Annotated in this window: 18 protein-coding genes and 2 tRNA genes; 17 read left to right on the top strand and 3 right to left on the bottom strand. The window is 72.9% G+C overall.

What is annotated here, in order from left to right; translation table 11 throughout:
* Positions 1-40 precede the first annotated feature (40 nt).
* The 11 genes from ACH4TP_RS30505 (at position 41) to ACH4TP_RS30455 (ending at position 10425) form a co-directional block, all read left to right on the top strand.
* On the top strand, positions 41-799 hold the full coding sequence (locus tag ACH4TP_RS30505; RefSeq protein WP_398188725.1) for a GntR family transcriptional regulator: 759 nt from the start codon (positions 41-43) through the stop codon (positions 797-799).
* A gap of 125 nt (positions 800-924) precedes the next feature.
* Positions 925-2046, top strand: a complete 1122-nt coding sequence (locus ACH4TP_RS30500) for a TIGR03364 family FAD-dependent oxidoreductase (protein ID WP_398439723.1) — start codon at positions 925-927, stop codon at positions 2044-2046.
* Positions 2043-2741, top strand: a complete 699-nt coding sequence (locus ACH4TP_RS30495) for a phosphonatase-like hydrolase (RefSeq protein ID WP_398439722.1) — start codon at positions 2043-2045, stop codon at positions 2739-2741. Before ACH4TP_RS30500 ends, ACH4TP_RS30495 begins: the two co-directional genes overlap by 4 nt.
* A complete protein-coding gene (locus ACH4TP_RS30490) occupies positions 2738-3790 on the top strand; it encodes an ABC transporter ATP-binding protein (protein WP_398439721.1) in 1053 nt (350 codons plus the stop codon). Before ACH4TP_RS30495 ends, ACH4TP_RS30490 begins: the two co-directional genes overlap by 4 nt.
* Positions 3783-4649 (top strand): 2-aminoethylphosphonate ABC transporter permease subunit, encoded by an 867-nt coding sequence (locus ACH4TP_RS30485; protein WP_389222282.1) that lies wholly within the window; start codon positions 3783-3785, stop codon positions 4647-4649. The genes ACH4TP_RS30490 and ACH4TP_RS30485 overlap by 8 nt, the downstream gene beginning before the upstream one ends.
* Positions 4636-5433: an ABC transporter permease gene (locus ACH4TP_RS30480; protein ID WP_398188737.1), complete on the top strand. Its 798-nt coding sequence runs from the start codon at positions 4636-4638 to the stop codon at positions 5431-5433. Before ACH4TP_RS30485 ends, ACH4TP_RS30480 begins: the two co-directional genes overlap by 14 nt.
* 43 nt (positions 5434-5476) lie before the next feature.
* Positions 5477-6535 (top strand): 2-aminoethylphosphonate ABC transporter substrate-binding protein, encoded by a 1059-nt coding sequence (locus tag ACH4TP_RS30475; protein ID WP_398439720.1) that lies wholly within the window; start codon positions 5477-5479, stop codon positions 6533-6535.
* A gap of 123 nt (positions 6536-6658) precedes the next feature.
* The gene (locus tag ACH4TP_RS30470; RefSeq protein ID WP_398188743.1) at positions 6659-8197 is read left to right on the top strand and encodes an alkaline phosphatase family protein; all 1539 of its coding nucleotides are present in this window, start codon (positions 6659-6661) and stop codon (positions 8195-8197) included.
* A gap of 89 nt (positions 8198-8286) precedes the next feature.
* Positions 8287-9066, top strand: a complete 780-nt coding sequence (locus ACH4TP_RS30465) for an HAD-IIA family hydrolase (RefSeq protein WP_389222274.1) — start codon at positions 8287-8289, stop codon at positions 9064-9066.
* A gap of 73 nt (positions 9067-9139) precedes the next feature.
* Positions 9140-9754, top strand: a complete 615-nt coding sequence (locus ACH4TP_RS30460; protein ID WP_398439719.1) for a hypothetical protein — start codon at positions 9140-9142, stop codon at positions 9752-9754.
* Positions 9755-9756: 2 nt separating this feature from the next.
* Entirely contained in the window at positions 9757-10425 is a 669-nt protein-coding gene (locus tag ACH4TP_RS30455; RefSeq protein WP_398439718.1) for a class F sortase, read from the top strand.
* 80 nt (positions 10426-10505) lie between these two features.
* On the opposite strand, the gene ACH4TP_RS30450 is transcribed toward ACH4TP_RS30455, so the two are convergent.
* Positions 10506-10579, bottom strand: a tRNA-Lys gene (locus ACH4TP_RS30450).
* Between the two features lie 182 nt (positions 10580-10761).
* On the opposite strand from ACH4TP_RS30450, the gene ACH4TP_RS30445 reads away from it, so the two are divergent.
* From ACH4TP_RS30445 to ACH4TP_RS30420, 6 genes are all read left to right on the top strand, one after another.
* On the top strand, positions 10762-12099 hold the full coding sequence (locus ACH4TP_RS30445; RefSeq protein ID WP_389222268.1) for a peptidoglycan-binding protein: 1338 nt from the start codon (positions 10762-10764) through the stop codon (positions 12097-12099).
* A 310-nt stretch (positions 12100-12409) separates the two neighbouring features.
* On the top strand, positions 12410-14023 hold the full coding sequence (locus ACH4TP_RS30440; RefSeq protein WP_398439716.1) for an SPFH domain-containing protein: 1614 nt from the start codon (positions 12410-12412) through the stop codon (positions 14021-14023).
* Between the two features lie 137 nt (positions 14024-14160).
* A complete protein-coding gene (locus ACH4TP_RS30435) occupies positions 14161-14754 on the top strand; it encodes a lytic polysaccharide monooxygenase (RefSeq protein ID WP_389222264.1) in 594 nt (197 codons plus the stop codon).
* Between the two features lie 39 nt (positions 14755-14793).
* Entirely contained in the window at positions 14794-16455 is a 1662-nt protein-coding gene (locus ACH4TP_RS30430; RefSeq protein ID WP_398188754.1) for an AMP-binding protein, read from the top strand.
* 121 nt (positions 16456-16576) lie between these two features.
* Entirely contained in the window at positions 16577-17884 is a 1308-nt protein-coding gene (locus ACH4TP_RS30425) for a sensor domain-containing protein (protein ID WP_398439715.1), read from the top strand.
* Complete coding sequence (locus ACH4TP_RS30420) at positions 17815-18477, top strand: response regulator (protein WP_389222258.1); 663 nt, start codon at positions 17815-17817, stop codon at positions 18475-18477. The genes ACH4TP_RS30425 and ACH4TP_RS30420 overlap by 70 nt, the downstream gene beginning before the upstream one ends.
* 61 nt (positions 18478-18538) lie before the next feature.
* Here the strand turns inward: ACH4TP_RS30420 and ACH4TP_RS30415 are convergent.
* Both ACH4TP_RS30415 and ACH4TP_RS30410 read right to left on the bottom strand, forming a co-directional pair.
* Positions 18539-18612, bottom strand: a tRNA-Lys gene (locus ACH4TP_RS30415).
* 76 nt (positions 18613-18688) lie between these two features.
* Positions 18689-19447 (bottom strand): IclR family transcriptional regulator, encoded by a 759-nt coding sequence (locus ACH4TP_RS30410; RefSeq protein ID WP_398439714.1) that lies wholly within the window; start codon positions 19445-19447, stop codon positions 18689-18691.
* Between the last annotated feature and the right edge of the window lie 98 nt (positions 19448-19545).

Below are 19545 nucleotides of genomic sequence, written 5' to 3'. Positions count from 1 at the left end.
GTACACCTTCCCGTTCATCCCCGTCTGCGACCATCCCCGGATGAACTACCAGACCAGCCCCGGCGCCCCCGTCCGCTCCGGCATCCCCGAGCACGGCCGCGTCCCCAAGTACTACGCCGTCAAGGCGAAGATCGCCCTGATGGTCGACGAGCTGGGGGAGGGCGGGCTGCTGCCGACCGAGCGCGATCTCGCCGTCCGGTACGAGGTGTCCCGCGAGACCGTCCGGCAGGCGCTGCGCGAACTCCTCCTGGAGGGGCGGCTGCGCCGCCAGGGCCGGGGCACGGTCGTCGCGGGGCCCAAGCTGGAGCAGCCCCTGTCGCTCGCCAGCTACACGGAGGGCGTGCGCCGCCAGGGCCGCCGCCCCGGCCGCAGCCTGATCTCGCTCGACCGCTTCCCCTGCCCGGAGGCGCTCGCCCCCGAGGTCGGCGCCGAACGCGGCGAGCCCGTCTGGCACATGGAGCGGGTGCTGCTCGCCGACGACGAGCGGGTCGGGCTGGAGAGCACGTACGTCTCCGAGGCCCGCGCCCCGCGCCTGGACAGCGAGTTCGACCCGGACTCCTCCTTCTACGCGTACCTCCACGACCGGCTCGGCATCTCGTTCGGCGACGCCGACGAACGCATCGAGACCGTCCTCGCGACCCCGCGCGAGGCCCTGCTCATCGGCACGCCGCCCGCCCTGCCGATGCTGCTGATCCACCGGGTCTCCCGGGACACGGCGGGGCGGCCGCTGGAGCGGGTCCGGACGCTCTACCGGGGGGACCGGTTCAGCTTCACCGCCCATCTGGGGCAGCAGAACTGACCTCGTGACGCACTCACGGGAGATAACGGAACGATAACGGGTCTGGTCCAAGCTTGTCGGCCCGTTCACCGTCCCGTCGTCCGCCGGACCCGTCCGGTCCACCCGTCCCCGCGACCGTCGTCGTCATGAAGGTGATCGTCGTAGGAGCCGGCGTGGTGGGAACCATGCACGCCTGGCATGCAGTGGAACGCGGCCACGAGGTCGTACACATCGAGCGCGAGGCCGAGGCGCGCGGAGCCTCCCTCCGCAACTTCGGCCAGATCTGGGTGAGCGGACGGGCGGGCGGCGAGGAGCTCGACACCGCCCTCCGGGCCCGGGAACTCTGGGAGGGCATCGGCGCCCGCGTCCCCGGCCTCGGCTTCCGGGCCATCGGCTCCCTCACCCCCGTACGGAACGGGCTCGAACTCGCCGTCGCCGAGGCCGCCCTCGCCCGCCCCGACGCCGCCGCCCGCGGCTACGAGCTGCTCACCGCCGACGAGGCCCGCGCGGTCAACCCGGCCCTGCGCGGCGACTTCGAGGCCGCCCTGTGGTGCGAGCGGGACGCGGCCGTCGAACCGCGCCTCGCCCAGCTCGCCCTGCGCGAGGCCCTCCTCGCCACCGGCCGCTACACCTTCCTCCCGAACCGCGAGGTCCGGGACGTCGTCGGAGAGAGCGCCGTCCGCGACGACCGGGGCGAGACCCACACCGGCGACGCCGTCGTCCTGTGCACCGGCGCCTGGCTCTCCGGTCTCGTCCGCGAGGTCGCCGGCGAGATACCCGTCCGCCGCGTCCGGCTCCAGATGATGCAGACCGCCCCCCTCGGCGAGCCCCTCACCACCTCCGTCGCCGACGCCGACTCCTTCCGCTACTACCCGGCGTACGCGTCCCCCGCCCTGGACGCCCTCAACGAGAAGCAGGCGCAGGACCCGACCGCCGCCGCCCACAAGATGCAGCTGCTCATGGTGCAGCGGCTCGACGGCGGACTGACCATCGGCGACACCCACGAGTACGAGCACCCCTTCGCCTTCGACACCCTCGAAGACCCCTACGAGCACCTCACCCGCGTCGTCGAGTCCTTCCTCGGCCGCCCGCTGCCGAAGATCGAGCGCCGCTGGGCCGGGGTGTACGCGCAGTGCGTCGACACCAGCCGGGTCGTGCACCGCCAGCGGGTCCGCGACGGCGTGTGGCTGGTGACCGGGCCCGGCGGCCGCGGCATGACCTGCTCGCCCGCCATCGCCGAGAAGACCGCGAACGAACTGGGCTGGTGACCACCGTGAAGAAGCAGCTGACCGACACGAACCTCGTCGTCCTCGACATGGCCGGAACGACCGTCGCCGACGGCGGCCTCGTCGAGCAGGCCTTCACGGCCGCCGCCGAACGCCTCGGCGAAGACCCCGCCACGATGATCGACTACGTCCGCGCCACCATGGGCGAGTCCAAGATCTCCGTCTTCCGCCACCTCTTCGGCGGCGACGAGACCCGCGCACAGCAGGCCAACCTCGCCTTCGAGGCCGCGTACGGAGAGCTGGTCGCCGACGGTCTCATCGCCCCCGTCCCCGGCGCGGCCGAGGCCATCGCCGAGCTGAAGGAGCAGGGCCGGACCGTCGTCCTCACCACCGGCTTCGCCCGCGTCACCCAGGACGCCATCCTCGACGCCCTCGGCTGGCGCGACCTCGTCGAGCTGACCCTCTGCCCGGCGGACGCGGGCGGCCGGGGCCGCCCCTACCCGGACATGGTCCTCGCCGCCCTCCTCCGCACCGGCGCCGTCGACGACGTCCGGCGGATCGCGGTCGCGGGCGACACCTCGTACGACATGCTCAGCGGCGTCCGCTCCGGCGCCGGGATCGTCGCCGGCGTCCTGACGGGCGCGCACGACGAGACAGCCCTCAAGGAGCACGGCGCCACGCACGTCCTCGCCTCGGTCGCGGAACTCCCGTCCCTGATAGGGGCGTACGAGGCATGACCAGCGGCATCCGCTTCGACGGCGTCACCGTCACCTACGGGAGCAGCACCGTCCTCGACTCCCTCGACCTCACCGTCGAACCCGGCGAGGTCATGGCGCTCCTCGGGCCCTCCGGCTCCGGCAAGACGACCGCGCTGCGGGCCGTCGCCGGATTCGTCCGGCCGGCCTCCGGGCGGGTGTTCATCGGCGACCGCGACGTCACCGCGCTCCCGCCGTACAAGCGGGGCATCGGCATGGTCGTCCAGCAGTACGCCCTCTTCCCCCACCTCAGGGTGGACGCCAACGTCGCCTTCGGCCTGAAGGCCCAGAAGGCGCCGAAGGGCGAGATCCCGGGGCGGGTCGCCGAAGCCCTGGAGATGACCGGCATGGCGGCCTACGCCCAGCGCTACCCCCGGGAGCTCTCCGGCGGCCAGCAGCAGCGCGTCGCCATCGCCCGCGCGCTCGCCATCCGGCCGAACGTCCTCCTCCTCGACGAACCCCTCTCGGCGCTCGACGCCCAGCTGCGCTCCGGGATGCTCGCCGAACTGGCCCGGCTCCACCGCGAACTCCCCGACGTGTCGATCCTGTACGTCACCCACGACCAGGTCGAGGCGCTGACCCTCGCCGACCGGATCGCCGTCATGGACAAGGCGAGGCTCCAGGACTGCGGCACCCCGCAGGACCTGTACCGGCGGCCCCGTACGGAGTTCACGGCCTCGTTCGTCGGCAACGCGAACCTGCTGCCGGTGACGGTCGGCACGAAGGGGGTCACCTTCGAGGGCGTCGAGCTGGAGGTGCCGGCTTCCGAGGCCGCGCCCGGTGCGACCGCCACCCTCTGCGTCCGGCCGCACCTCGTCGGCCTCGGCCCCGGGCCGAACGCCCTGAGCGGGCGGATCACCGAGGTCCAGTGGCGGGGGTCCACCCACCGGTTGTACGTCGAGGTGGGCGGGCACCGCGTGAAGGCGGACGTACGGGAGCTCAAGGAGACGCCGGCGCTCGGCACCGAGGTGAAGCTCCACTTCGCACCGGACGACGCGGTGCTGCTGTCCGCAGGGGTCAGCGATGGCTGAAGGTCTCATCGAACGGCGGGCCGCACCTGGGGTTGTGCCCACCCGTTCCGCCCCCGGCGGACGATTGCCCACAACGGTCTGGGCCCTTCCCCCCGTCGCCGTCCTCGCCCTCGTCTTCCTCTACCCCCTCGCCCTCGTCGTCCAGGAGTCCCTCGCCCCCGGTGCGTACGCCGAGGTCTTCGCCTCCACGGCGTTCCGGGAGGCGCTCGTCACCACCGTGTGGCTGGCCGTCGCCGCCACCGTCGGATGTCTCGTCCTCGGCTTCGTGCTGGCGCTGGTGATCGCGTTCGTGCCGTTCCCCGGAGGGAAGGCGGTGGCGAAGTCCATCGACGTCTTCCTCTCCTTCCCGTCGTTCCTGATCACGCTCGCGCTGCTGTTCGTCTACGGCACGGTCGGCATGGCGAACGGGTTGTGGACGGACGTCACGGGTGCGGCCGAAGGGCCGTTCCACTTCCTCACCACCCCGTGGGGGGTGCTCCTCGCCGAGATCACGTACTTCACGCCGTTCGTGATGCGCCCGCTGCTCGCCGCGTTCTCGCAGATGGAGACCGCGCAGCTGGAGGTGGCGTCCTCGCTCGGGGCGCGGCCGCTGCGGATCGTGCGGCAGGTGATCCTGCCCGAGGCGCTGCCCGCGCTCGCCGCCGGCGGCAGCCTCGTCCTCGTCATGTGCCTCAACGAGTTCGGGATCGTCCTCTTCACCGGCGCCAAGGGCGTCACGACCCTCCCGATGCTCGTCTACGGCAAGGCGATCCTCGAATCCGACTACGCCGCCGCCTGCGTCGTCGCCGTCGTCAACGTCGCGCTCTCGGTCGGCCTCTACGTCCTCTACCGGGGGGTGAGCCGCCGTGCTGGTGCATAGCCGTACGGGCAGGTGGACGGCCTGGGCCGTGCTCGCGGTCCTCTTCGTCCCGCTCTTCGCCCTGCCCCTCCTCGTCATCCTGACCGCCTCGTTCTCCACCCACTGGTCCGGCGCCTTCCCCTCCGGACCCACCACCGCCCACTACGCGGCGGCCGTGCGCGGGGAGTCCCTCCAGGCGCTCACCACCAGCCTGGTCACGGCCGTCACCGCGAGCGTGATCGCGCTGACCGTCGGCACCTGGGCGGCGCTCGCCGCGGCGGCTCTCGGGAAGAAGGGCAAGCGGCTGCTCGACGCCCTGTTCATGCTGCCGGTCGCCGTGCCGTCCGTCGTCGTCGGCCTCGCGGTCCTCGTCGCCTTCTCGAAGCCGCCGGTGCTCCTCAACGGCACGCGCTGGATCGTGATCCTCGCGCACACCGTCCTGGTCACGGCCTTCGCCCACCAGTCGGTCTCGGCGGCCATCCGGCGCCTGGACCCGATGTACGAGCAGGCGGCGGCCAGCCTCGGCGCCCGCCCCTCGTACGTCCTGTTCCGGGTGAGGCTCCCGCTCCTGCTGCCGTCCCTGACCGCGGCCGCCGGGCTCTGCTTCGCCCTGTCCATGGGGGAGCTCAGCGCCACGATGATGCTCTACCCGCCGGACTGGATGCCGCTGCCGGTGCTCATCTTCACCGCCACCGACCGCGGCTCCCTGTTCACCGGCTCGGCGCTGGCCGTGGTCCTCATGGCCGCGACGCTGCTCGCGCTGCTCGCCGTCTCCCGTATCCGTACCAAAGCCTCGTACCGCTGAGTACCGCTCGTACCGCTAAGTACCGCTAGGAGAGAACAACGTTATGCGTACGTACGCCAAGCCGGTCGCCGCCGTCACCGGCGCCCTCGTCCTCGCCGCCACGCTCACCGCCTGCGGCGGCTCCTCCGACGCCGCCGACGAGAAGGTCGTCACCGTCTACAGCGCCGACGGCCTCAAGGGCGAGAAGGGCGACGGCTGGTACGACAAGGTCTTCGCCGACTTCGAGAAGGAGACCGGCATCAAGGTCAAGTACGTCGAGGGCGGCTCCGGCGAGATGGTGCAGCGCGCCCTCCGCGAGAAGAGCAACACGCAGGCCGACCTCCTCGTCACCCTGCCGCCCTTCATCCAGCAGGCCGGCTCCAAGGGGCTGCTCCAGTCGTACGAGCCGAAGGGCTCCGACCAGGTCGACGGCGCCGACAAGTCGGACGACGGCACCTGGACCTCCGTCGTCAACAACTACTTCGGCTTCGTCCACAACAAGAAGGAGCTGCCCCAGGCCCCGAAGACCTGGGAGGAGCTGCTCGACGCGAAGTACAAGGACAAGCTCCAGTACTCCACCCCCGGCGTCGCGGGCGACGGCACCGCCGTCCTCATCAAGGCGATGCACGACTTCGGCGGCAAGGAGCCGGCGATGGAGTACCTGAAGAAGCTCCAGGCCAACAACGTCGGCCCGTCCTCCTCCACCTCCAAGCTCGCCCCCAAGGTGGACAAGGGCGAGCTCCTCGTCGCCAACGGCGACGTCCAGATGAACTTCGCCCAGGCCAAGTCCATGCCGAACCTCGGCATCTGGTTCCCGGCCAAGGACGGCGGCAAGCCCACCACCTTCGCCTTGCCGTACGCCGCCGGTCTGGTGGACAAGGCCCCGCACACCGAGAACGGCAGGAAGCTCCTCGACTTCATGCTGAGCGAGGGCGCCCAGCGCGAGGTCAGCGCGATCGGCGGCGGCTTCCCGGCCCGCAAGGACGTCAAGACCACCGACGCCAACGCGATCGCCCTGGCCGAGCTGATGGAGGGCGTCGAGGTCTTCGAGCCGGACTGGGCCGACATCGACAAGAACCTCGCGGCGTACGTCGACGCGTGGAAGTCCGCGACCGGAAGCTAAGAGTTCACCCACCGCCCCTGGAAAGCCTCCGAACATCGCGGAAAGATAACGGGTACGGACCAACGCCCCTGAGGAATCAGGGGCGTCGGCGCGTCCCGACACACTCCCTCGGAGGACTCCGACATGCCGATCACCGGCATCTCCCGCCGCACCGTGCTCGCCGCCGCCGGTGCCACCGCGGCCGTCGCCGCCACCGGAATCGCCACCGCCCCCGCCGCCCTCGCGGCCACCGCCCCGACGCTCCCGAACGGCACCAGCAAGGACAAGGTGCTCTTCGTCGGCATGGACGGCCTGCGGTACGACCGGATCGACGCCGCCCAGGCCCCCGCCCTCAAGTCCCTGATGGCGAACGGCACCTACGGGTGCTCCCTGCTCTACGCCAACCCGATGGCCGGCACCCTCTCCGGCCCGGGCTGGTCGACGATCTCCACCGGCGTGTGGCCCGACAAGCACGGCGTGAAGGACAACACCTTCACCGGCAAGAACTACGGCCAGTACCCCGGATTCCTCGCCCGTCTGAACCAGGTCCGCCCCGAGCTCTCGCTCTTCGCCGCCGTCGACTGGCCCGAGCTCGACACCCACGGCACCGTGACCCCCGGCGCCGACGCCAAGCTCGTCTACAACAACGACTACGCGGTCAACGACCTCGCGATCACCGACATCACCGAGGACGTCCTCCGCAACCAGAACCCCGACGTCCTCTTCGTCTACTTCGGCGAGACGGACGAGATCGGCCACAACTACGGCGCCGCCAGCCAGAAGTACCTCGACGCCATCGCCGTCCAGGACGGCTACCTCGGCCGCCTCCTCGCCGCGATCCAGGCCCGCCCGACGTACGCCACCGAGCGCTGGACCGTCATCGTCGCCACCGACCACGGCCACACCGACCCCGGCGGCCACGGCGGCTCCAGCATCGAGGAGCGGCGCACCTTCGTCCTCGCCCAGGGCCCCGGCATCGCCGCCGGAGCCCGCCCCATCGACACCCGGCTCGTCGACGTCGCCGCCACCGTCTTCCACCAGCTCGGCATCGTCCCCGACCCGTCCTGGGGCCTCGACGGCAAGCCGATCCAGCTTCGGTCCACCGACCCCTTCGACACCCTCTACCCGTCCCTCTCCGGCCGCGTCGACGAGACCGGCATCCCCGCCGGGGTCCTCGGCTTCACCCACACCGCGCCGAGCGGCTGGTCCGTCATCAACAACGCCATGGGCACCGGCGGCGTGACCGAGTGGCGCGGCTGGTCCTTCGCCACCGACGAGTTCTGGTCCCGCGCCCAGCGCGACCAGTCCCGCGAGCTCAACGTCCGCGCCCGGGGCGTCTTCGCCGTCGCCGACTCCGACGAGTGGGCCGACAAGACCTTCTCCGGTACGTACGACTCGACCCTGGTCACGCCCGCGTACGCCGTCTCCGGCGCGTCCGCCGTGACGCTCGACTTCACGACCTTCTACCGCCAGGAGGCGCCGCAGACCGCCCAGATCCTGGTGAGCTTCAACGGCGGTACGCCGACGGTGGTCAAGAGCTACACGGCCGATGTGATCTCGCAGCCCCAGTCGGTCACGGTCGCCGTGCCCGCCGGAGCCTCGAACGTCAGCTTCCGTTTCCGTTACACGGGCTCCAACAACTGGTACTGGACGATCGACGGGGTCAAGATCACGACATCCTGACCTAGGCTGGGGGCGTCGCCACAGCGTCGTCGCGTCGCCCCCAGCACACCGCACGTTCGTCACGTTTGTACGGCAGGAGTCCCGCACCCATGGCAGAGCGCAAGCCGATCGAATCCTGGCTGACCGACATGGACGGCGTCCTCATCCACGAGGGCGTGCCGATCCCCGGCGCCGACGCGTTCATCAAGAAGCTGCGGGAGACCGGGAAGCCGTTCCTGGTCCTCACCAACAACTCGATCTACACGGCCCGCGACCTGCACGCCCGCCTCGCCCGCATGGGGCTCGAAGTCCCCGTCGAGAACATCTGGACCTCGGCCCTCGCCACCGCCAAGTTCCTCGACGACCAGCGCCCCGGCGGCACCGCGTACGTCATCGGCGAGGCCGGCCTCACCACCGCCCTCCACGACATCGGCTACGTCCTCACCGACCACGACCCCGACTACGTGGTGCTCGGCGAGACCCGCACGTACTCCTTCGAGGCGATGACCAAGGCCGTCCGCCTCATCAACAACGGCGCCCGCTTCATCTGCACCAACCCCGACGAGACCGGCCCCTCCCTGGAGGGCCCGCTCCCCGCCACCGGCTCGGTCGCCGCCCTCATCACGAAGGCCACCGGCAAGGAGCCGTACTTCGCGGGCAAGCCGAACCCGCTCATGATGCGCACCGGCCTCAACGCGATCGGCGCCCACTCCGAGTCCAGCGCGATGATCGGCGACCGGATGGACACCGACATCCTGGCCGGTCTGGAGGCGGGCATGCAGACCTTCCTGGTCCTGACCGGTCTGACCACGCAGGCGGAGATCGACCGCTTCCCGTTCCGCCCGTCGAAGGTCGTCCAGTCGATCGCGGACATCGTCGACCGCGTGTAGGACCCCCGACGCCGCCCCCTGCGGATGCGAGAAGCGCGGATCCGGGTGACCCTGCCAGTATCAGGAGGTCACGATGCGTTCAGGTCCCATTGCTCTCCGTGCCGCAGGGGCGGCCCTGGTGCTCGTCCTGGCACCGGCGGCCGGCGGCGCGTACGCCCACGACGGGGTGAAGGCCACCGTCACCCCGTCCACCGCCGCGCCCGGCGCCGACGTCGACGTCCGCGTCCAGGGCTGCAAGGGCACGACCGGCGCCGCCAAGTCCAAGGCCTTCGTCGCCGACGCGGAGCTCACCGGCCGGGACGGGGGCGGGAACCCGCTGTTCGGCGACACCACCCTCCGCTCGGGCCTCCTGGACGGTACGTACGAGATCGGCGTGACCTGCGACGGCCACGACCACCCGGACGCCGGCACCGTGCGGGTCCGGCACCGGCAGGAGCCCACCCGCCGGCCCACGCACGAGCCCACGCACCAGCCGACGCACCACCCCAGCCCCGTGGCCCCGGTGCGCGCCGGCGGGGGAGGGACCGCGGCCTTCGCCGCGCCGGTGGCCCCCGGCGTCGCCCAGACGACCTCCGAGAGCGGCCTCGGCACCCCGTACACCCTGCTCGGCCTCGGCATGGCCGCGCTCGCCGCCGTGTCGGTCGCCTTCCGCAGCGCCCGCCGCCGCCCCGGCGGCGACGGGAAGTGAGCGTGTCGTCCGGCACCCGCCCGGCGGGCACCGGGCGACTCGTCACGGGCGTGACCTGGGCCCTCCTGCTGTCCGGGCTCTGGCTCTGGGGCCGCGAGGCCACCGACGGCCCCGGCGGCGGCTCCGCGCCGACCACCGGCGACATCGCCGCCGTCGGCCGCCCCCTCGGCGTCGAGCTGCCCCCGGCCCACGGCCCGCTGCCGCCCCTCGAACCCCGCCGGGTCGAGATCCCCTCCCTGGGCATCAGCGCGCCCGTCGTGGCGCGCGGCCTGGACGACACGGGCGCGGTCGACCCGCCGCCCTTCGAGATGCCCCACACGGTGGGCTGGTACGGCTCCGGCACCCGGCCGGGCGCGGCCGGCGCCGCCCTCCTCGTCGGCCACGTCGACACCGAGACCCGCAAGGCCGTCTTCTACGGCCTGAGCGCGGCCCGCCCCGGCGCGAAGGTCCGCGTCACCCGGACGGACGGATCGGTCGCCGAGTTCACCGTCGACGACGTCCAGGTCTTCCCGCGCGAGCACTTCGACGCGGCCAAGGCCTACGGTGCCCGCGACCCCCACCGCGCCGAGCTGCGCCTGATCACCTGCGGCGGCACCTTCGACCGGGCCACGGGGGCGTACACGGCGAACGTGGTGGTCTCGGCGTACCTGACGGGCGAGAGCGCACCGTAGTCGGCGCGGAAGATCCGAAGACCGAAGATCCGGAGAAAGACCAAGGCCCCTCACCATCGGTGAGGGGCCTTGGCTCTGCGTGCGCCGCCAGGGACTCGAACCCCGGACCCGCTGATTAAGAGTCAGCTGCTCTAACCAACTGAGCTAGCGGCGCCTGCTGACAAAGAGAACTCTACCTGACGTGGAGGGGTGCTCCCGACCAATACCGGTCGCCACCGGCCTGTCGGATGGTCGTATCGGGCCTTCGATCCGTCAAAATGCGATTTGTCCAGACAGTTGAGACACTGACGCCCGAAACGAGGGCCAAAAGATCTTGACGAGTGTGGAGGGGATCACATGAGCGTGCCGGTTTTCGAGGAGTTCGAACCCGCGGCCGACTGCGGCTGCCCGGGCTGCGCCCGGCAGCGGCGTGACCTCGCCCTGGGCCTGCCCGTCCGGGCGGGCGGCCACCCGGCGGCGCACGGCGCCCGTCGCGCGCTGGTCCTGGTGACGGCGGCGGGCGTGGCCCTGGGGGGAGGCGGGGCCGGGGCGGCGGCCGCCCTCACCGGCCCGCCGGGCTCCGCCGACTCCACCCGCGCCTCCCTGCCGGGATCCGACACCCCCCAGGGCGGGCGGGGGCCGCTGCACGGCCTGCCGGGTTCCGGACCGGCCCCGGGCGCCGCCCCGACGACCAGTCAGATCTCGACGGAGACGCTGCGGGAGACCACCCGCTCCGAGATCATCAACCGGGCCAAGAAGTGGGTCGCCGCGGAAGTCCCGTACTCCATGGAGAAGTACTGGTCGGACGGCTACCGCCAGGACTGCTCCGGCTACATCTCCATGGCCTGGAACCTGAGCAGCAACGAGTGGACCGGCAGCCTCGACCGCTTCGCCGTGCGCATCGACCGCACCGAGCTCCAGCCCGGCGACATCCTCCTCTTCCACAACCCGGACAGTCCGACCCGCGGCTCGCACGTCGTGATCTTCGGCGGCTGGACCGACTACACCCACACCTCCTACATCGCCTACGAGCAGACCAAGCCGCACACGCGGAAGCAGGCGACGCCGATGGCGTACTGGGAGAACTCCGACCGGTACGTGCCCTACCGCTACAAGGGCGTGGTGAGCGGCGGCAGCACCGGCGGCGGGGCGGAGCCCACGGAGTCGGCCGCGTACCCGGGGGCGGGGATGTTCGGCCCCGGCTCGGACAACGGGTACGTCACCCGGCTCGGGCAGCTCCTCGTCACGCGCGGCGGCAAGAAGTTCTACACCCGGGGCCCCGGACCGAGGTGGGGCGAGGCGGACCGCAGGGCCACCGAGGCGTTCCAGCTCGCGCAGGGCTGGAAGGGCAAGGGCGCGGACGGCCTGCCCGGGCCGCAGACGTGGCGGCTCCTCGTGACCGGCGGGGGCAAGGACATCGGCGGTTCGAGTGGTTCGGGCGGTCCGAGCACGAATGCGACGGGGTTCCCCGGGCGTGGCTACTTCCGTCCGGGCCAATCCAGCGCATATGTGGAGAAGCTGGGCAAACAACTGGTGAAGCGGGGCTTCGGCAAGCACTACCTGTCGGGACCCGGTCCGCGCTGGACGGAGGCGGACCGCCGCAACGTCGAGGCGTTCCAGCGGGCGCAGGGCTGGCGCGGCGCGGCGGCCGACGGCTACCCGGGCCCGGAGACCTGGCGGCGTTTGTTCCGATGACCCCGAGAGCATGAGGTGGACCCGAATGACGGCATCGACCCCGAACCCCGCGGACTCCGGCGCGGCGGCCTCGCGTGACGCGGCCCGCACCGCCAGACGCCTGACGGACGGCACCCTCCCGCGCACGTCCCCGCCGGATCCGGGCTGCCCTCCGACCACCCCGGAACCGCCGGGGGAGGGGACGCCGCCCGCGCCGGGGCCGGAGGCGGCGATGCCGATCGCTCAGGCAGCGGAGCCGGTACCGGTACCGACTCTGGCTCCGATCGATCCGGCGTCGGCGCCGGTGTCGGAGCCGGCTCCGGGTGAGGCGGTGCCCGCCCCGGCGGGGGCGATGCCGGCGGTCGCCGCCGCGCCGGTGCTTTCGGTCGGGCCCGCCTCCGGCCCGGAGGCCGTCGCCCCGGGCGGTTCCGTTGCCGGTACGGATACGGGGGCCCCGGCCCCGGGCGGCGACCGCCCCGCCGAGAACCCCGCCGACGAGCCCGCCCCCGCCGACGCGCTCGACTTCGGGCGGATCCGGGGGGCGGGGGTCGGTGCCGTCGCGGTGCCCGTCGCCGCCGTGGTGCGGGTCTCGCGGCGGAAGAACGTGATCGGGACCGAGACGACCGGCGCCATCCCGGTGCACCTGCTCTTCCGGGACGGGCCGGAGACCCCCGTCCCCGTCGCGGCGGACGACGACGGGGGACCCGACACCGTCTCCATGGCCGCGCCGACCCCGCCGGCGGCGGGCCGCAAGCCCGCCATCCCGGGCCCGTCGAAGGTCCAGGCCCCGGCCGGGCCGGACTCGGAGTCCCGGACCAAGCGGCAGTCCGGTCCGCGGCCCACACCGGAATCCAAGCCGAAACCGCAGCCCAAGGCCCAACCCGGGCTCCAGCCCGGGTCCCAGCCTCAGCCCGACTCTCGGCCTCACTCCCGTCCCCGGCTCCAGCCCGGCCCTCAGCCCAACCCCCAGCTCCAGTCCCGTTCCCAGACGCGGTCCCGCCCCCCGGCGGCCTCTGCCTCCCGCCCCGCCCCCACCGCCGATCCCGGGCTCGTCGAGCGCCCGGGGCCGGTGCTGCCCGGGTGGGTCGGGGTCGTCGCGGGAACGCTGGCGGTCGCCGGGTGCGCGGCGATCGTGTGGTGGACGGGGGCGGTGCCCGCCGAGGCCGCGCGGATGCTGCGGCTGCCGACGCGCCCGTACCACGGCATCCATCTCGGGCAGTGGGCCCTCCTGGCCCTCGGCGTGGTGCTCGCCCTGTTCGCGCTGGGCGGTCTCGGCCGGGGCCGGGTCGGCTACGCCTGGGTGCTGACGCTGTTCGGCGACTACCGGGGCACGGTCCGCCGTACGGGCCTGGTGTGGGTCAGTCCGCTGCTGCTGCGCCGCCGGGTGGACGTGCGGCTGCGGCACTGGCGCAGTGAGCCGCTGTCGGCGGTGGACGCGAAGGGCACCGCGCTCGACGTGACCGTCCTGGTGGTGTGGCGGGTGCGGGACACGGTCCGGGCGGCGCTCGGGGTGGACGGGCACGAGGAGTACCTGCGGGAGCAGGTGGAGGCGGCGATGGCCCGGGTGCTTTCGCAGCTTCCGGCGGACGCGTTCCACGAGGACGCGCCGACGCTGCGGGACGCGGAGGCGGTCGGCGAGGCGCTGACGCGGATGCTGTCGGCGGAGTGCGCCCCGGTCGGCGTGGACGTGTTCTCGGCGCAGCCGACGCGCATCGAGTACGCGCCGGAGGTGGCGGCGGCGATGCGCCGGCGCCGGATCGCGGCGATCGACGCGAAGCACCGGGACAGCGTCCTGACCTCGGTGGTGGACGCGGTGGACGACGTGGTCCACCGGCTGACCAGTCGTGGTCTGGTGGAGCTGGACGACTACGAGCGCAAGGCGCTGGTCAAGGACCTGACGGTGGCGTTCTACACGGGCAGGACGGGCCCGGTGGAGGGTGCGTGACGGGGATGGACATGTTCAACTTCCGTCCCTACCTTGATAGTTGGTCCAGACCAAAGCACGAGTGAAGCAGTGGAGCAGTACCCGTACGCGCGCGCACGGCCCGACAGAACTCCCCCACGTTCTCCAGGAGCGACAGCATGCGCAAAAAGTCAGTCGGGGCGGCGGTGGTGGCGCTCGGCGTCGCCGGCGTCACCTTCCTGGGCACCGGCACCGCCGGGAGCCACGGCTACACCGACGCGCCGATCAGCCGTCAGAAGCTCTGCGCCAACGGCACCGTGACCAACTGCGGCGACATCCAGTGGGAGCCGCAGTCGGTCGAGGGGCTCAAGGGCTTCCCGGCCGCGGGGCCCGCCGACGGGAAGATCTGCGCCGGCGGGAACTCCCGCTTCGCGCAGCTCGACGACCCCCGGGGCGGCGCCTGGCCCACGACGAAGCTCGTGTCGGGGCAGAGCTACGGCTTCCGGTGGCAGTTCACCGCCCGCCACGCCACCACGGACTTCCGCTACTACATCACCAAGAACGGCTGGACCGGGACCAGGGCCCTGACCCGGGCCGACCTCGACCCCCAGCCGTTCCTGACCATCCCCTACAACAACCAGCAGCCGCCGTCGACGCTCACCCACTCCGGGACGATCCCGGCGGGCAAGACGGGCCGGCACCTGATCCTGGCGGTGTGGACGATCGCGGACACCGGGAACGCCTTCTACGCCTGCTCGGACGTCTCGTTCTGACCGTTCAGTTCTGACGGAGGGTCAGTTAAAGTCCGGCCCATGAGGAGCGCGGACACCGTCGCGGAGCTCGTACGGCGCCAGTGGGGCGACCACCGGACCGGTCTGAGGGACGAGCACCACACCCTCACCCACCACCAGGTCGCCGCCGGAGCCGCCGCGCGGGCCGCGCTGCTCGTGGACCTGATGCCACCCGTGCCGGGGGGCGAGCCGCACCTCGGCATCCTGCTCGACAACACGCCGGAGTACCCGCTCTGGCTCAGCGCGGCGGCCCTCGCGGGGGCCGCCGTCGCCGGGATCAACCCCACCCGGCGCGGTGCCGAACTCGCCCGGGACATCCGGCACACCGCCTGCCGGGTCCTCGTCACCCAGCGCGCCCACCTGCCGCTCCTCGACGGGCTCGCGCTGCCGGGCCTGCGGATCCTGGTCACGGACACCGAGGCGTACCGGGAGCTCCTCGCCCCCTACGCGGACGCCCGCCCCGGCGAGGCCCGGCTCGGCCCCGTACGCCCCGACAGCCGCTTCCTGCTCTCCTTCACCTCCGGTTCGACGGGCGCGCCGAAGGCGGCCCTGTGCAGCCAGGGACGCCTTGCGGCGGCCGGCGCCTCCCTCGTCTCCCACTTCTCCGTGGGCCCGGACGACGTCCACTACGTCTGCATGCCGATGTTCCACGGCAACGCCGTGATCGCCGACTGGGCGCCCGCGCTCGCCGCCGGGGCCGGGGTCGCGCTGCGGGCCCGCTTCTCGGCCTCCCGCTTCCTGCCGGACGTGCGCCGCTTCGGCGCCACGTACTTCACGTACGTGGGCCGGGCCGTCCAGTACCTCCTGGCCACCCCGCCGGGACCCGACGACCGGGCGCACCCGCTGCGGCTCGGCTTCGGCACGGAGGCGGGCGCGGTGGACGCGGCCCGCTTCCGGGAACGCTTCGGGGTGCCGCTCGTGGAGGGGTACGGCTCCTCCGAGGGCGGCGCGGCGATCCAGCGGACCCCGGACACGCCGACGGGCGCGATAGGCCGGGCGGCGCCGGGGGACGACCTGGCGGTCGTCTCCTCCGACACGGGCGAGGAGTGCGCCCCGGCCCGCTTCTCGCCCACCGGCCGCCTCCTCAACGCCACCGAGGCGGTCGGCGAGCTCGTCAACCGGGGCCGCTCGCCCTTCGAGGGCTACTGGCGCAACCCGGAGGCGGAGGCGGCGCGGCTGCGCGGCGGCTGGTACTGGACGGGCGACCTCTTCTACCGGGACGCGAACGGCTTCCTCTACTTCGCGGGCCGCACCGACGACCGGCTGCGGGTCGACAGCGAGAACCTGGCCGCGGCGATGATCGAGAACATCCTCGCGCGCTGGGACCGGGTCGCCGGGGCCGCCGTCTACGCGGTGCCGGACCCGGTGGCGGGGGACCAGGTCATGGCGGCGCTGGCCCTGCGGGAGGGCGAGGCCTTCGACCCGGCGGCCTTCGCGGACTTCCTCGCGGCCCAGTCGGACCTGGGCACGAAGATGCCGCCGCGCTTCGTCCGCGTCATGCGGGAGCTGCCCCTCACCGCCACGAACAAGATCCACCGCGCGGCCCTGCGCCAGGCGGCCTTCCGCTGCCCGGACCCGGTCTGGTGGCGCCCGGCCCCCACGTCCCCCTACGAGCCCCTGACCCCCACGACCAGATCCACCCTGGAGTCCCAGTACCCCCCGAACCACCCGTTCCACCTGTAACGCCCAGCGGAACGATTGCCCACAACGGGGGCGCAGCCCCCGGCGGTAGGTCCAGCCCCACCCCCGCCACGCCCCCCAGGGCCATGGCACGCCCTCCGCCCCCGTCCTACCGTTGGCCCCCATGAACCCCCGTACCCCCTGGCAGGCACTCACCCGCCCCCGGTTTCCCCTCGGGGCCTGGCCCTGGCGGGTCGCCGGGTACCTCGTGAGCGGTGCGCTCGTCGGGGCCGTGGCGGCGGCAGGGCTCCTGGTGCTCGGGGTGTTCTCGCTGCTCCTCGTCGGGCTGCCGCCGCTCCTGCTCTCCGGGATCGCCCTGGGGCGTGTCGAACGCCGACGCCTGGGGATCGTCGACCTGGACCCCGCCCCCGACCCGCACCGCGTTCCCACCGCGCCCGGCCTGGCCGCCTGGTTCCGGACCCGGACCAAAGAGCAGGCCACCTGGCGGGAGCTCGCGTACGCCCTGCTGCTCGCCACCGTCCTGTGGCCGCTCGACCTCCTCGCGCTCGCCGTCGGCGTCGGCCTGCCCGCCGCCCTCCTCGGCGCGCCCTTCCAGCTGGCGCTGGACGGCCGGGAGGCCAAGGTGGTCAAGGCGTACCTGGTCACCTCCTATCCGGAGGCCCTCGTGGCCGCCCTGCTCGGTGCCGTCCTCCTCCTCGCCCTCGCCTATCCGCTCGCCGCCGTCGCCGGTGCCCGCGCCGCCCTCGCGAGGGCCCTGCTCACGCCCCGGGAGAGCGGGGGGTCGGACGGCATCGGGGAGGTCATCGCCTCCCGCGCCCGGCTCGTCGACGCCTTCGAGGCCGAGCGGCGCCGCATCGAGCGCGATCTCCACGACGGGGCCCAGCAGCGCCTGGTCGCCCTGACCATGACCCTGGGCCTGGCCCGGCTCGACGCCCCGCCCGGCGGCCCGCTCGCCGAGCAGCTGGCGAAGGCCCACGCGGAGGCCGGGCAGGTCCTCGGCGAGCTGCGGGAGCTGATCCACGGCATCCACCCCCAGGTCCTCGCCGACTACGGCCTCGGCCCGGCGCTCGCCGACGCCGCCGACCGCTCCGCCGTGCCCGTGGACACCGACGCCGAAGGGCTGCCCCGGCTGCCCCGCGCCGTCGAGAGCGCCGCGTACTTCGCCGGCCGCGAGGCCCTCGCCAACATCGGCAAGCACAGCGGCGCCCGCCGGGCCCGGATCACCGCCCGGCACCGGGACGGCGTCCTGCGGCTCGACGTCGAGGACGACGGGCGCGGGGGCGCCGACCCGGCCGGAGGTTCCGGACTCACCGGACTCGCCGACCGGATCGCCGTCCTCGATGGCACACTGACGATCATGAGCCCGCCGGGCGGGCCGACCCTCCTGCGAGTGGAGATCCCGTGTCCCGCACCGACCGCAAGCTCCGCGTCGTCCTCGCCGAGGACGGCGTCCTCCTCCGCGAGGGACTGATCGGACTCCTGGCCCGCTTCGGCCACGAGGTCGTCGCCGCCGTCGGTGACGCCGACGCCCTGCGCGAGGCGGTCGCCGCCCACGGGCCCGACATCGTCGTGACCGACGTCCGGATGCCGCCCGGCTTCCAGGACGAGGGGCTGCGCGCGGCGGTCGCGCTCCGCGCCGAGCGGCCCGGCCTGCCGGTCCTCGTCCTCAGCCAGTACGTGCAGCGCAGCTACGCCGCCGACCTCCTCGACGCGGGCGACGGCACCGGCGTGGGGTACCTGCTCAAGGACCGCGTCGGGCAGGTGGAGGAGTTCGCGGACGCCCTGGCCCGGGTCGCGGACGGCGGCACGGTCGTCGACCCGGAGGTCGTACGGCAGCTGCTCCGCCGGCACCGGGACCCCCTGGAGGCGCTGACCCCGCGCGAGCGGGAGGTGCTCGGCCTGGTCGCGGAGGGCCGTTCCAACGGGGCGATCGCCCGCCGCCTCGTCGTGACCGAGGCCGCCGTCGGCAAGCACATCGGCAACATCCTGGCCAAGCTGGACCTGCCCCCGGCGGAGGACACCCACCGCCGGGTCCTCGCCGTCCTCACCTACCTCCGGGCCTGACCCCGCCCGTACGGCAAGCAGGAAGGCCCCCTCACCGAAGTGAGGGGGCCTTCCCTGTCTGTGCGCCGCCAGGGACTCGAACCCCGGACCCGCTGATTAAGAGTCAGCTGCTCTAACCAACTGAGCTAGCGGCGCCTGCTGACAGAGAAAATACTACCTGGTCCCGAGGGGTGCTTCTGACCACCCCGCGGGACCAGGCCGGTCCGCGCCCTCAGATCGCCAGGGAAAGCACCACCGGAGCGGCCCTGCGGTTCAGCGTGTCGGCCGCCGCGCGCAGCCGGTGGGCGTGCTCGATCGGCAGGGAGAGCGCCAGGCAGCCCACGGCCGAGCCCGCCGTCAGCGGGACGGCCGCGCAGACCGTGCCCACCGCGTACTCCTGGAGGTCGAGCACGGGCACGGTCGCCGGCTGGCTGTCGAGCTTGGAGAAGAGGAGCCGCTCGTTGGTGATCGTCCGGGAGGTCAGCCGGGCGATCTTGTGCCGCGAGAGGTGGTCCCGGCGGCCGTTCGTGTCGAGCTGGGTGAGCAGGCACTTGCCGACCGCGCTGGCGTGCGCCGCCGAGCGGAAGTCCACCCACTCGTTGACCCGGGGCGTGCGCGGGCCGTCGGCGAACTGGGTGATCTTCACCTCGCCGTCGATGTACCGGCTGATGTAGACCGCCGCGCCGACGGAGTCGCGCAGCTCGGTCAGGGTCTCCTGGAGCTTGGCCCGCAGGGCCTCGCTGCGTGTCTGGCCGGAGCCGAGGAGAACGAGGGAGTCCCCGATCACGTACGCGCCGTCGGCGACCTGCTCGACGTACCCCTCGCGGCGGAGCATGAGGAGCAGCGGGGACAGGTGGGCGACGGGCAGGCCGGACTCGCGCGCGATCTGGACGTCCGTCACTCCGCCACCGTGCCGCGAGACCGTCTCGAGGACGCGCAGGGCGTATTGCACCGAGTGGAACGGCGCGGTGGGCTCGGGCTTCAGCGCCACGGTTTCCCCCTACCAGGTTGTGACCGCTAGCTTTCGTCCCACGATAGCCGCCAAGGACCCTTTGCGGGGCGGCTGTTGGCGAGAATGATGCGGCGGAC

It is taken from the genome of Streptomyces sp. NPDC021012 (assembly GCF_044333355.1).
Taxonomy (GTDB): domain Bacteria; phylum Actinomycetota; class Actinomycetes; order Streptomycetales; family Streptomycetaceae; genus Streptomyces.
This window is presented reverse-complemented; position numbering and strand designations above follow the sequence as displayed.

What these genes read in the sequence shown, in the direction of transcription:
- ACH4TP_RS30500 (WP_398439723.1), top strand. Translation starts at nt 925, where the DNA reads ATGAAGGTGATCGTCGTAGGAGCCGGCGTGGTGGGAACCATGCACGCC.
- ACH4TP_RS30475 (WP_398439720.1), top strand. Translation starts at nt 5,477, where the DNA reads ATGCGTACGTACGCCAAGCCGGTCGCCGCCGTCACCGGCGCCCTCGTC.
- ACH4TP_RS30505 (WP_398188725.1), top strand. Translation starts at nt 41, where the DNA reads ATGAACTACCAGACCAGCCCCGGCGCCCCCGTCCGCTCCGGCATCCCC.
- ACH4TP_RS30425 (WP_398439715.1), top strand. Translation starts at nt 16,577, where the DNA reads ATGAACCCCCGTACCCCCTGGCAGGCACTCACCCGCCCCCGGTTTCCC.
- ACH4TP_RS30490 (WP_398439721.1), top strand. Translation starts at nt 2,738, where the DNA reads ATGACCAGCGGCATCCGCTTCGACGGCGTCACCGTCACCTACGGGAGC.
- ACH4TP_RS30445 (WP_389222268.1), top strand. Translation starts at nt 10,762, where the DNA reads ATGAGCGTGCCGGTTTTCGAGGAGTTCGAACCCGCGGCCGACTGCGGC.
- ACH4TP_RS30430 (WP_398188754.1), top strand. Translation starts at nt 14,794, where the DNA reads ATGAGGAGCGCGGACACCGTCGCGGAGCTCGTACGGCGCCAGTGGGGC.
- ACH4TP_RS30460 (WP_398439719.1), top strand. Translation starts at nt 9,140, where the DNA reads ATGCGTTCAGGTCCCATTGCTCTCCGTGCCGCAGGGGCGGCCCTGGTG.
- ACH4TP_RS30435 (WP_389222264.1), top strand. Translation starts at nt 14,161, where the DNA reads ATGCGCAAAAAGTCAGTCGGGGCGGCGGTGGTGGCGCTCGGCGTCGCC.
- ACH4TP_RS30485 (WP_389222282.1), top strand. Translation starts at nt 3,783, where the DNA reads ATGGCTGAAGGTCTCATCGAACGGCGGGCCGCACCTGGGGTTGTGCCC.
- ACH4TP_RS30465 (WP_389222274.1), top strand. Translation starts at nt 8,287, where the DNA reads ATGGCAGAGCGCAAGCCGATCGAATCCTGGCTGACCGACATGGACGGC.
- ACH4TP_RS30470 (WP_398188743.1), top strand. Translation starts at nt 6,659, where the DNA reads ATGCCGATCACCGGCATCTCCCGCCGCACCGTGCTCGCCGCCGCCGGT.